A 12,720-nucleotide genomic window follows, 5' to 3' on the forward strand; every position below is an offset into this window, starting at 1 on the left:
CTGTTTTAGCACAATTACGAAGCCGCCGAAAGGCTCTTATTCTCTCGACTCAAACGATTCATTATCTGCATGGCAGCATCATTACGCATTTCCTTACTCAGTAAGGTTTCTTCTGAATTAGAGCCTAAGATTCTATCGTTATTTACTGTTAACTGTCGGGTTACCGAAACAGAGGTCGGTGGAATAATCACGCCACCTTTAACTTTTATAAGCTTAAACTGCACTACGTAAATTAGCAGGTATTGCCGTGGGGCAGTGCTTGCTGCAATGTTGGTTATTTGTTGTTGGATGCCATCTGATTCGATAACAAGAATATAGTCTGCCCGAGCAGGGGCAGGATTAACTTGAATCTTGTATGCTTCTAACTGATCTTTGATTATCGGACCCAAATCGCGATGCGCATTCTCAATGACAATTGAGATGTTATTCAACCATCTGGGCATATCATTAAAACCGCGCAGGTGAAAACCGCAACTGGCAAGTAAAGTTATCAATCCAAGGAGTAGCAATTTCCTAATCATTAGCCAACAACCAAATTAATCAATTGACGATGAGCAACCACAACAGCTTTCTTGACCGATGTATCACTTAAGAAAGCAGCTGCATGTTGCTTAGCTAATTCTATTAGAACGTCTTCAGTTGTATCGCTATCAGCCGTAAACTGAGCTCTTAACTTACCATTAATCTGCACGACAAAATCTAACTCATCGCTTTTTAGTGCACTTTTATCAACCTTTGGCCAAGGTGCATCGATAATAATTTTATCAAAGCCTAACTCTTGCCATAGGTAGTGACAAATATGTGGTGTAATTGGTGCTAAAAGTCGCAGCAAAATACTTAGGGCCGAGTGAAGGAAATGTTTGTCTTCTTCGGTAATAATTTCGTAGCCGGATATTTCATTAAAAAGCTTCATACAGCTAGAAACTACAGTATTAAATTGATGTCGCTCATAATCATTGCTTGCCTGCATAAGAGTCTGATGGACAACCAAGCGAGACTTTTTCAAGCGATTTTCGGTATTTTGCCAGTCAATATGTCCATTACCACCTAGAATAAGGTCATTAATGTCACACATTGTTTGTTGATGCTGGTGAGCAAAGGCCCAAATACGTTTTAAAAAGCGATGCGCTCCTTCTACAGCTGTATCTGACCATTCCAGTGATTGCTCTGGTGGGGCAGCAAACATCACAAATAAACGCGCTGTATCGGCTCCATAGGTATCAATCAGATGGTTTGGATCAACCACATTGCCTAAGGATTTCGACATTTTATGGCCATCTTTAAGTACCATTCCTTGAGTTAATAAGGCTTTAAAAGGCTCGTCGGAATTGACCAGACCCTCGTCACGCATTAATTTATGGAAAAAACGGGCATAAAGCAGATGCATAACCGCATGTTCAATCCCGCCAATATACTGATCAACAGGAGTCCAGTATTTTGCGCGATCATCTAGCATCGCGTTATCTTGTCCCTTACAGGCAAAACGTGCGTAGTACCAAGACGATTCGACAAAGGTATCAAAGGTATCTGTTTCACGAGTTGCATCCTGACCACATTTTGGACATGAGGTTTGCACAAACTCATTACATTGAGCTAAAGGCGATCCGCTACCGGTGAATTCAATATTTTCAGGCAAAGTAACGGGTAATTCGTGCTCTGGAACCGGAACAATACCGCATTCCTCACAGTGAATCATTGGGATAGGGGTTCCCCAATAGCGCTGACGTGAAACGCCCCAATCGCGTAGACGATAGTTAATGGTTACCTTACCTGCATCATGGTTTTCCAGATAAGAAGCAATTTCTTTCATTGCCTTTGCCGAGGTCAGGCCGTCAAACTGAGCTGAATTAGTCAGGATTCCTTCAGCTGTAAAGGCTGCTTTTGAGTAATCATGGGTAGAGCCATCTGCGGGTTTAATGACTTCTTTAAGAGATAATTCGTATTTTTGTGCAAATTCCCAATCACGTTGATCATGGGCAGGAACTGACATAACTGCACCTGATCCATATTGCATCAAAACAAAGTTGGCTATCCATACAGGAAGCTCTTCACCACTAATAGGATGAATGGCTTTCATCCCCGTATCTATTCCACGTTTCTCCATGGTTGCAATATCAGCCTCTGCCATGCGTACGCCTTGGCAACTGTCAATAAAAGCCTGAATATCAACACTATGGCTTGCGGCTTCTTTAGCTAAAGGATGATCCGGAGCTACGGCAAGATAGGTTGCACCCATAAAGGTGTCTGGACGGGTTGTATATATTTTTAAACGTTTGTTATAGCCTGCCACTTTGAAATTGATTTCGCAGCCTTCTGAGCGGCCAATCCAGTTTCGTTGCATTTGTTTGACCTGAGAGGGCCATTCGTCGAGTCTATCAAGCTCGTCTAAGAGTTCGTCAGCATAGGCTGTTATTTTGATAAACCATTGAGAAATTTCACGCCTCTCTACAAGCGCTCCTGAACGCCAGCCACGGCCATCAACAACTTGTTCGTTCGCAAGAACAGTTTGGTCAACAGGGTCCCAGTTTACAACGGCATTTTTCTTATAGACTAAGCCTTTTTCGAAGAGCTTAATAAAAAACCATTGTTCCCAGCGATAATAATCAGCGTCGCAGGTAGCGATTTCGCGTCGCCAATCATAGGCATTTCCTAACTTCAGGAATTGCTCCTTCATTGAAGCAATATTTTTTCTCGTCCATTCAGCAGGGTGGATTCCATGTTTAATAGCTGCATTCTCAGCAGGAAGGCCAAAAGCATCCCAACCGATTGGTTGTAAAACGTTTTTCCCCAATGCACGTTGATAGCGGGCGATAACATCACCCAAGGTGTAGTTACGGACATGTCCCATATGCAAAGTGCCACTAGGATAGGGGAACATGGATAAGCAGTAAAATTTTTCCTTGTTTAGGTCTTCAGAGACATTAAAGGATTGTTTTTTAAGCCAATATTGCTGGGCTTGTTCTTCAATTTCACGTGGTATATAGCTGTTATCCATAGTCATAAGTTAAATTTCAGTAAGGCTGGTAAGAATAGCGCCTCTCGTGCTTTGCAGCAATAGGTTAATCGCTTACTTTCTGTTTGATGATACGATATCCGGTATAAATCAGTACAATTAATGCACAAAATATAAGAGTAGGTGAATTTCCCCAATAAACCCATGGAGTCATTCCTGTTGCTGGGAATAGCTCTGCTCTGAGGATTCCAGCTGTGAAAGCAGGGAGAGTAGAGGTAATTTCGCCACGAGAATTTATTATCGAAGATAGACCGTCATTATTTGCAACAACTTGATAACGCGCCGTTTCAAGTGAACGAACCTGAGCCATTTGCAATTGCTGATACATGGCCAGAGAATGTCCAAACCAACCATCATCACTAATAGATACTATCCACTGTGCTTTCGGAAGTTGGCGGCGTAGCAAATCACCGTAGGCAAGTTCATAGCAAATCAAAGTGGCTATAGTATATTGCTGGACTTTAACCAAAGGCTGATTTATTTTGCCTGGTTTTAAATTAGCCTCTGGAATATCCAGCAAATTACTAATCGCTTGAAAGGGCTCAGGGATGTATTCACCGAAAGGAACGAGATGTTGTTTTTGGTATGAGCCTTTTGCCTGGCCTAGGGTGATTAGCGCATTATAATAATAATTTTCATCAACGGTTGTTGGTGTTGGTATACCTAACATTACCGCGGAACCGGTCTCTTTAGCACGGTTGTCTATATCTGTAAGAAAATCAAGAATGTAACTTGGAGGAAGTGGTATAGCCGATTCAGGCATGACGATAAGACTAGTGCCAAGTAATTGTTCGGTATCCTGTTTGTAACGTTCAAGTAATTGCCAAAATAAGGTTTCATCCCATTTATCCCGCATGGACAGATTGGCTTGAATTACGCCGACTGATAAAGGCTCTGTACTCGCTTTTGACCACTCAACGGTTTTGAACACCAAAGGGAAAAAGAGAAGAAAGCCAAAGGCAGCAATAAAGTATAAGCGCTTAACTTTTGATTGAACCGCGTAAGCTAATAAGGTTGCTGCTAGGCAAGTTAAAAAACCAACACCGTATACGCCAATGATGGGTAAGAGGTATTTATTAGGTGCATCAAATTGCCCAAAGCCTAATTGCAGCCAGGGAAAACCACTGAGAAAGGTTGAACGCAGGTATTCAAACAAAATCCACAGCGCGCTAAAGAGTAAACAGGAGGAAATTTTACTTTCTCTTTTGCTAATTACTCTAAAAATGAAAGACATTAGCGCAGGAAAGAAGGAGAGATATAGTAAAAAAAACAGGGTAATCAAAGCAGAAAGAAAAGAGTTGAGATGCCCATATTCATGAATACTGACAAAGACCCAAGAGATTCCCAAACCAAAATATCCTAAGCCCAAAAAAAGGCCATTTAGGAAAGCATGGCGTTTATGCCCTTGCTGTAATTGTGCGTAAAAAAGAGCAAGACCCAAAATTGTTGCCCAGGGAAGATGAAAGGGAGCGAAGCCCAGAGGCAAAAGCAAACCAGATAAAAAGGCGCGCAATATATAGCTATATTTTAGCGTTTTTGCCGAATTCAGAGTGAGCGTATCAACAGTGGTTGTGCGGGTCATTGAACTATTAAGCAATCAAATGAAATGGACAATAAGGCAGTAATTAAAAAAGGTCAAGATTCCTACAAAAAACATTAGGGTCTTTTAAAGGGTCATTTTTTTAGTGTACGATGACGTCTTGTTTTACAATGGAGAAAGGAAGATATGTATAACGTAATGATTACCGGTGCAGGCAAAATTGGGAGTTTAATTGCTTGCTTACTAGCCGATACAGGGGATTATGAGGTTCATCTTGCCGATTTGGATTTCTCAGGCACAGACGTAACTCGTTTATTAGAGGCTATACCGACAATTAAAACAGTTGCTCTTGATGTCAAAGATCAAGACTCAGTTCAGTCATATTTACTTGAAAATCAAGTTGTTGCAGTTATTTCAAGCCTGCCATATTTTCTTAACGTTCATGTTGCCAAAGCCGCCAAAGCTGCCAAAGCCCACTATTTCGACTTAACCGAGGATACCTCAGTTACCGAAGCAGTAAAGTCTATTGCCAACAATGCTGAAACAGCCTTCGTTCCTCAATGCGGCCTTGCTCCTGGTTTTATTAGCATTGCAGCGAATAGCCTGATGAAGGAATTTGAGGTTTGTCATCATGCAAAATTGCGTGTCGGCGCCTTACCACAACGAGCAAACAATGCCTTGCAATATTCTTTAACCTGGTCGACTGATGGCGTAATTAATGAATATGGCAATCCTTGCTATGGTATTGAAGCTGGCAAACCCATAGTTCTCAAGCCTTTAGAGGGTAGAGAAGCTATTCAAATTGATGGTTGTGAGTATGAGGCCTTTAACACTTCTGGTGGTCTGGGAAGTTTAGCTGAGCTTTATACCGGTAAGATTCAAAGCTTGAACTACAAGACCATGCGTTATCCAGGCCATTGTGAAAAAATGCGCTTATTGATGAATGATCTCAAGCTGAACGAGGATCGTGAAACTTTAAAGCGGATTCTTGAACGAGCTATTCCCAAAACCTATCAGGACATAGTCATTGTTTATGTGACCGTTGAAGGTATCAAGCATGGCGAATTAACCGAGAAAAGCTATGTTAAAAAAGTCTATCCCGCAACAATTCGCGATCTTGAATGGTCAGCGATCCAGGTAAGTACTGCAGCGGGTGTCTGCGCGGTTGTTGATTTGGTCTTAGGCCAAGCGAATGAATATCATGGCCTTGTATTACAAGAGAATTTCCGTTTAGCCGATGTACTGGTGAACCGTTTTGGTCGTTATTACGCTTAGGAGAAGCTAATGGATTTATTAACGCGTTTAAATATTAGTGATTTAAACCCCGGAGCATTTAGTGGACAGGGGTGGCATAGTGAAATCGGGTCAAGCAGGCTGGTTTCCTATAACCCCGCAAATGGTGAGCGACTTGCTGAAGTTGCAACCTGCTCCATGCAAGACTATCAACGTATTATGGAGCGAGCCACAAAGGCCGCCCTTGCTTGGCGGGAAGTTCCTGCTCCAAAGCGTGGTGAAATAATCCGACAAATGGGTGAAACCCTGCGAGAGCATAAGGATGTTCTGGGTAGTTTAGTTTCCCTTGAAATGGGTAAGTCTAAACAAGAAGGGGATGGCGAGGTCCAGGAAATGATCGATATTGCTGATTTTGCTGTCGGCCAGTCCCGGATGCTTTATGGTAACTCCATGCATTCAGAGCGCCCCAATCATCGCATGTACGAGCAATGGCATCCCTATGGCATTATAGGGGTAATTTCTGCCTTTAATTTCCCTGTTGCTGTTTGGGCGTGGAATGCTTTTATTGCTGCCATCTGTGGCAATGTAACCTTATGGAAACCTTCGGCAAAAACACCTCTTTGTGCAATTGCGGTACAGCATATCTGTAATAAGGTTTTACAAGCGAATAATTGCCCAGAAATTTTCTCATTGATAATTCCTAATTCGCACGACGTTGCGGAAGCAATGGTCAATGATCCTCGTACACCACTCATTTCCTTCACAGGTTCAACAGCAGTTGGAAAACAGGTTGCTGCCAAGGTTGCTGCACGGCTTGGTAAGACCATTCTGGAGCTTGGTGGTAATAATGCGATTATTCTTGATGAGTCAGCCGATTTAAATCTGGCCGTTCCTGCTATTGTTTTTGGTGCAGTAGGTACTGCAGGACAGCGTTGTACTTCAACACGGCGTCTTTTCGTACATGAATCAATGTACAACGAGGTGACCAAACGCTTACAGCATGCTTACGAACAAATAACTATCGGGGATCCTCTAGATAATAAAAATTTAATGGGACCGCTAATTGATGAAAAGGCCGTGCAACAATTCAAGCAAGCCATTATGCGCATCAAAGAAGCGGGGGGGCAGGTTGTTTTTGGTGGAGAAGCGATCTCTGTGCCAGGAAATTTTGTACAACCTACCTTAGTCACTGAAATAAAAAATGACTGGGAAATTGTACAAGAAGAAACTTTTGCTCCTATTCTTTATGTGATGTCTTATCGTAGTCTGGAAGAAGCAATTGCCTTACAAAATGGCGTGCCTCAAGGCTTATCGTCAGCCATGTTTACCCAAAACCTGAAGAATGCTGAACGTTATTTAAGTGCGATTGGAAGTGATTGTGGTATTGCAAATATCAATATTGGTACTTCTGGTGCAGAGATTGGTGGTGCATTTGGTGGCGAAAAGGAAACTGGTGGTGGTCGTGAGTCAGGTTCAGATTCATGGAAAGCTTATATGAGACGGCAAACTAATACTATCAATTGGGGCGATGCTTTGCCTTTAGCCCAGGGTATACGTTTTAATTTGTCGTAGTTTGTAAGCATTGCTGCTATCTAAGGTTCCCCTCTCGCTCGCAGCGTGGGGGGACACTGACATTACGTTAAGGGCATTTGTCATTCCCGCGAAAGCGGGAAACCATCTCTACATTGGCACTGTGCTTAACTAGAAATAGTTTCCCGCTTTCGCGGGAATGACAAAACCTTCCTTAACTTAATGGCAGTGAGGGTGGGTGAGGGGGATATAGGCGTGTTGCGTAGCGACTACAAAACCAATAGGGTTGCTTACGCAAGTTAATTTTAACCCCCTCTCCCTAACCCTCTCCCCCACGCTGTGCGCGGTGGAGAGGAATAAAGAGTATACGAACAATCGAATTCCCGCGGCTTGACCGCGGGATCTAGGATTAGAAAATTACAGAGGGCAAGGATCATGCAGGAAACTTATTCCATCAAGAAAGTCGCGGTTCTCGGTGCTGGAGTTATGGGGGCACAGATAGCGGCGCACTGCGTGAACGCAGGGATTGAAACCTTATTATATGATTTAGCTGCTAAAGAGGGTGGAGCTAATGCTTTGGTCGACAAAGCCATCGCAAATCTTGGCAAATTAAAGCCCGCTCCCCTAGCGACAGAGCAAACAGCTGCTTTTTTAAAAGCAAGAAATTATGAAAAAAATCTAGCTGATCTGGCTGAATGTGATCTAGTGATTGAGGCAATCGCAGAGCGCTTAGATTGGAAAGAAGATTTATACAAAAAAATAGCTCCTCATCTGAGAAAGGATACTATCCTTGCATCCAATACTTCCGGCCTAAGCATCAATTCCTTATGCACGGTTTTACCCGAGTCACTTCATAAGAATTTCTGTGGTGTCCACTTTTTCAATCCCCCCAGATATATGCATTTAGCTGAGCTGATTCCAGCTAAAACAACGGCGCCACAGCTTGTCGATTATCTTGAAACCTGGCTAACCAGCTCTCTAGGTAAGGGGGTAATCCGCGCCAAAGATACACCCAATTTTATTGCGAATCGGGTTGGTGTTTTCTCCTTATTGGCTATTATTCACCATGCTGAGGCAATGGGGCTTGGCTTGGACGAAGTTGATGCCTTAACAGGACCCTTGGTTGGCCGGCCAAAATCAGCAACGTTCAGAACGATGGATGTTGTTGGTTTAGATACGATGCAACATGTGGTTCATACCATGGAAGAACAACTAAAAGATGATCCCTGGCATGCACTTTATACACTCCCCCAATGGCTGTTAAATCTCATCAAAGAAGGGCATTTGGGACAGAAGAGTGGTCAGGGTATTTATCGTAAGAACGGGAAGGTTATTGAAGTCTTTGATCTTGCTTCTGCGACCTATCGACCAGCTAAGGGTGAGGTTAGTGATGAATTGAAAGGCATAATGAAAACCGCCGACCCCTCTGAGAGAATGAGACTCTTGGTTAAATCCAATGATATGCAGGCTAAGTTCTTAACTGCCTGTTATCGCGATCTTTTCCATTATTGCGCTTACCATTTACAAAGTATTGCCAATAATGTTCGTGATGTGGATTTGGCAATTCGTTGGGGTTTTGGTTGGCAGCAAGGACCTTTTGAAACCTGGCAAATAGCAGGCTTAGCTGAGATGCAGGCGATCATTGAAAATGCTATGGCTAACAAATCAAGTCTGAGCCAGGCAAAACTACCTGATTGGCTGCCTAAGCTTAGTGATTTTTACACGACTGAAGGGGCTTATGCGCCATTGAAAAATGAATATAGCCCACGCAGTGCATTGCCGGTTTACCATCGTCAGTTTTTTCCTGACCGAGTTTTAAAAGAAAAAAGCCATCCTACAAAAACAATCTTTGAAAATGAGGGTGTTCATTTATGGCATCTTAAAGATGATGTGGCAGTGGTTAATTTCAAATCAAAAGCAAACACTGTAGGACAAGCTGTTCTTGACGGCCTTGAGCAGGCAATCGACATCGCTGTAAAAGAATGTCAGGGACTAATTATTTATCAACATGACCCTAGCAATTTCTGTTCTGGTGCTGATTTACGCGGTGTAGCCAGCTTAATTCAGGCCAATAAGATGGACGCTTTGGATGCGATGATTCATCAATTCCAAAATACGGCAATGCGTTTGAAATATTCGCCCATTCCCGTGATTGCAGCCCTTCGTGGACGTGCCCTGGGTGGTGGTTGCGAATTAATGATGCATTGTGACTCAGTGGTGGCTGCCTTTGAATCCTATCCTGGCCTAGTTGAGGTTGGTGTTGGCCTTTTGCCTGCTGGCGGTGGCTGTAAAGAACTGGCGATGCGAGCTGTAGCTAAGGCTCAGGATGCTGACTTGCTTGTTTTCCTAGCGCCTTATTACAAACAAGTCGCGACGGCCTATGTGGCTGGTAGTGCAACAGATGCCCAACAAAAGGGTTATCTACGTGAGAACGATTATTGGGTTATGCATGGCAACGAAGTCCTTTATGCTGCGCTAGCTAAAATCAAAGCGATGCAAGCAGCAAACTATCAGGCTCCATTAAAAACCCGTTTCAAAGCGGCAGGCCGAGAGGGTATTGCTCGTCTCCAAGCTGGCTTGGTGAATTGGTTAGAAGGAGGTTTTATTTCCCCGCATGATTATTTTATAGCCCAACAGATTGCCCAGGTAATTTGTGGCGGCGAGGTAAATCAGGGTGAACTGATCGATGAAAACTGGATACTTCATCTGGAAAGACAAGCCTTTGTGAGATTGGCGGCAACGCCCTTATCGCAGGCTCGGATTGCCCATCTTTTAGAAACTGGTAAACCCTTGCGCAATTAATAGGAGATTTTAGCTATGACAAATGTATATATTGTTGATGTGTTGCGTACTCCTGTTGGAAAAGCGCCAAAAGGGGTATTTAAAAACACCATGCCGGATGATTTGTTGGCACACACTATAAGAACGCTGAAAAATCGCAATCAACAGGTTGATTGGCAGGCTATTGGTGACGTTGTAATCGGCTGTGCCATGCCAGAGGCCGAACAGGGGATGAATGTCGCGCGAATTGCATCGCTGCTTGCCGGGATGCCACAATCTGTACCAGGAATGACGATAAATCGTTTTTGCTCCTCAGGCATACAGAGTATTGCAACAGCAGCAGCCTCTATCCAGCAAGGGGAGATGTCACTTGCCTTAGCGGGTGGCGTTGAAAGTATGTCGATGGTTCCCTTAGGAGGCAATAAATATACGGCTAATCCAGAAATCTTTAATGACGAGCATGTTGCTATTGCCTATGGTATGGGGATCACTGCAGAAAATGTAGCAAAGCGCTGGGATGTAACTCGTGAACAGCAGGACGAATTTGCGGCGGAAAGCCATCGCCGAGCTGTTGCCGCTCAACAACGTGGCGATTTTAATGCGGAAATCAGCCCTGTTGAAATTAATGTTCGTCGAGCAAATCTGGAGACCTCAGAGCTCATTTCGACTAAGAAAGTAATCAGCCAAGATGAAGGCCCACGTGCAGATACCTCTTACGAAGTGATTGCGCGTTTGCGCCCTGTTTTTGCCTTAAAGGGAACAGTGACGGCAGGGAATAGCTCACAAACTAGTGATGGTGCTGGTATCGCTTTATTAGCCTCAGAGCAAGCGCTTAAGCAATATGATTTACAGCCTATGGGTCGGCTTTTGAGTTATGCGGTTGCCGGAGTACCTCCTGAAGTGATGGGGATAGGACCAATTAATGCGATTCCTTTAGCCCTTAAAAGAGCAGGTCTAACTTTGGATCAAATAGATTGGATCGAACTTAACGAAGCCTTTGCCGCCCAGGCGCTAGCTGTTATCAAAACGCTGGATTTGCCACGCGATAAGGTTAATCCCTTAGGTGGCGCTATTGCTCTTGGTCATCCTCTTGGTGCAACAGGAGCGATTCGTACAGCGACTTTACTCCACGGCTTAAGGCGCACCAAAGGCCGCTATGGGATGGTGACTATGTGCATTGGAACAGGGATGGGTGCTGCGGCTATTTTTGAAGCTGTTTAAAAAAACCGTAGCCTGGATGCAGCGCAGCGGAATCCGAGCGGTCTAATCATTGCTCTAGGATTCCGCTGCGCTGCATCCAGGCTACATGTCTAAGAGGTCATCGCTGACACCCGGCCCCTAAAGGGCTTTCCCCTTTAGGGGAAAGTTCTGTAACTATTAGAATTTTCTTCGTTTACACAACAAGACTCAGCAAGTGCATTAAAAAGCACGTATATTAAATAAGCCCAACCAATTACTGGTACACAAGCAGCAAGAATTATCATTCCAGTAGAGGGATGAGCAAAATCCCAGCTTTGTGATTCTTGTTCTTCTTCTGAGCTAGAAGGGAAAAAGCGAGGGGAGGAATTGCTAAACTCTTCCAAACGAATAACTTTTGTCGTTACAGTTGCTGTAGGGTTGTTGTATATATCATTTAGTGTTAGCGGAGGCTTGCCAACAGGTCTATTTTTACTTGAGGTATTCCCCTCAGTTTTAGCAAGAGTATCTCTTTTTTGTACATCAGCCACATCTTCAGAGTCTATTTCAGGAAGCTCTAAATTATCTTTATATTTAAAGCAAAACTGTAACAAGAGCTTCATTTTTTCTATATTTGATGCGAGAGGCCAGAAATAGGCTCTTTCATGCTCGGGAGCGGCAAAGGGATCGGTGTTTCGCCTTAGATATTTTCTTCCTCGTGTATAAAAATCCTCTGGGATAATTGATAGATTAGCTAAAGTGTAATCACCAATGGCATAGATATTGTGTAACCAACCTCCATTGTCTTGAACATCGGATGGTTCTACATGCTTCCATGTTTCTTGGGCAATTGCACGTGCGCCTATGTTATAGCCATATCTTAGCTCATCCTGTAACATCGTATAAACGGTTCCTCCAAGAAGCAAAGATATCATTTTTCTTTGCTTTTCGGGGTCGTTACTTGTTTCTAAACGTTGATATTCTTCATGAACAGCGATCAAGATCGTCTTTGAGCCCGAATAGATAGTTGTATCATATAAACCAACATCCTCATATCTAGTAGGGCCGAGAAGACCAGTATATGAAAATAGCTCTTTGATTAACTTCTGAATAATAATTTGCATAAATAATTTCCTAATTCAAAGTACGCTTAAGGTGGTCAGTGTTGGGCTTTCTGTAAGCCTTTTTGAATCCAAATAACATAAAATGAGAGAAATATATACAACAAATTAAATGCCTACCAATTTGTTATATTGCTAAGTCATATTTGGTATTTCAATATCATGAGTGAAAAGGGGCTGAGTTATTATTTTTCATTAAAGATAAAAATTCATAAGGCATTAAATTGCTCTAATAAACTAGAGCAAAATAAAACGAGAGAGAGGATAAGTCTCTTTTACATGACTCTAACATAGCGCGTCATCCTGAGTATCCCAGCTCCATTGGG

General features: G+C 43.1%; 8 protein-coding genes. 4 read left to right on the forward strand and 4 right to left on the reverse strand.

The features are described 5' to 3' along the window. Window positions 1–14: 14 nt before the first annotated feature. The 3 genes from BN1094_RS12955 to lnt all read right to left on the reverse strand — a co-directional run bounded on the left by BN1094_RS12955 (window position 15) and on the right by lnt (window position 4,595). Window positions 15–521 (reverse strand): LPS-assembly lipoprotein LptE, encoded by a 507-nt coding sequence (locus tag BN1094_RS12955; RefSeq protein WP_043874866.1) that lies wholly within the window; start codon window positions 519–521, stop codon window positions 15–17. After that, window positions 521–2,995: a leucine--tRNA ligase gene (leuS, locus tag BN1094_RS12960; RefSeq protein WP_044011880.1), complete on the reverse strand. Its 2,475-nt coding sequence runs from the start codon at window positions 2,993–2,995 to the stop codon at window positions 521–523. The genes BN1094_RS12955 and leuS overlap by 1 nt, the downstream gene beginning before the upstream one ends. Before the next feature lie 64 nt (window positions 2,996–3,059). Continuing rightward, the gene (gene lnt, locus BN1094_RS12965; protein ID WP_043874867.1) at window positions 3,060–4,595 is read right to left on the reverse strand and encodes an apolipoprotein N-acyltransferase; all 1,536 of its coding nucleotides are present in this window, start codon (window positions 4,593–4,595) and stop codon (window positions 3,060–3,062) included. Window positions 4,596–4,739: 144 nt separating this feature from the next. Here lnt and BN1094_RS12970 point away from each other — a divergent pair, with 144 nt between their 5' ends. From BN1094_RS12970 to BN1094_RS12985, 4 genes are all read left to right on the forward strand, one after another. Next, window positions 4,740–5,828, forward strand: coding sequence for a saccharopine dehydrogenase family protein (locus tag BN1094_RS12970; protein WP_043874868.1), 1,089 nt, complete (start codon window positions 4,740–4,742; stop codon window positions 5,826–5,828). Between the two features lie 9 nt (window positions 5,829–5,837). Next, complete coding sequence (gene amaB, locus BN1094_RS12975) at window positions 5,838–7,358, forward strand: L-piperidine-6-carboxylate dehydrogenase (RefSeq protein WP_043874869.1); 1,521 nt, start codon at window positions 5,838–5,840, stop codon at window positions 7,356–7,358. Window positions 7,359–7,751: 393 nt separating this feature from the next. Beyond that, window positions 7,752–10,118, forward strand: coding sequence for a 3-hydroxyacyl-CoA dehydrogenase/enoyl-CoA hydratase family protein (locus BN1094_RS12980; protein ID WP_043874870.1), 2,367 nt, complete (start codon window positions 7,752–7,754; stop codon window positions 10,116–10,118). Window positions 10,119–10,133: 15 nt separating this feature from the next. Then, entirely contained in the window at window positions 10,134–11,318 is a 1,185-nt protein-coding gene (locus BN1094_RS12985; protein ID WP_043874871.1) for an acetyl-CoA C-acyltransferase, read from the forward strand. Between the two features lie 134 nt (window positions 11,319–11,452). Here BN1094_RS12985 and BN1094_RS12990 read toward each other — a convergent pair whose 3' ends face one another. Further along, entirely contained in the window at window positions 11,453–12,397 is a 945-nt protein-coding gene (locus BN1094_RS12990; RefSeq protein ID WP_043874872.1) for a hypothetical protein, read from the reverse strand. Window positions 12,398–12,720: the final 323 nt, after the last annotated feature.

Source organism: Legionella massiliensis, from assembly GCF_000756815.1.
Lineage (GTDB): Bacteria > Pseudomonadota > Gammaproteobacteria > Legionellales > Legionellaceae > Tatlockia > Tatlockia massiliensis.

Bases quoted from the DNA above. Each gene is read 5' to 3' on its own strand.
- BN1094_RS12980 (WP_043874870.1), top strand. From the start codon at position 7,752: ATGCAGGAAACTTATTCCATCAAGAAAGTCGCGGTTCTCGGTGCTGGA.
- BN1094_RS12955 (WP_043874866.1), bottom strand. From the start codon at position 521: ATGATTAGGAAATTGCTACTCCTTGGATTGATAACTTTACTTGCCAGT.
- amaB (WP_043874869.1), top strand. From the start codon at position 5,838: ATGGATTTATTAACGCGTTTAAATATTAGTGATTTAAACCCCGGAGCA.
- BN1094_RS12985 (WP_043874871.1), top strand. From the start codon at position 10,134: ATGACAAATGTATATATTGTTGATGTGTTGCGTACTCCTGTTGGAAAA.
- leuS (WP_044011880.1), bottom strand. From the start codon at position 2,995: ATGGATAACAGCTATATACCACGTGAAATTGAAGAACAAGCCCAGCAA.
- lnt (WP_043874867.1), bottom strand. From the start codon at position 4,595: ATGACCCGCACAACCACTGTTGATACGCTCACTCTGAATTCGGCAAAA.
- BN1094_RS12990 (WP_043874872.1), bottom strand. From the start codon at position 12,397: ATGCAAATTATTATTCAGAAGTTAATCAAAGAGCTATTTTCATATACT.
- BN1094_RS12970 (WP_043874868.1), top strand. From the start codon at position 4,740: ATGTATAACGTAATGATTACCGGTGCAGGCAAAATTGGGAGTTTAATT.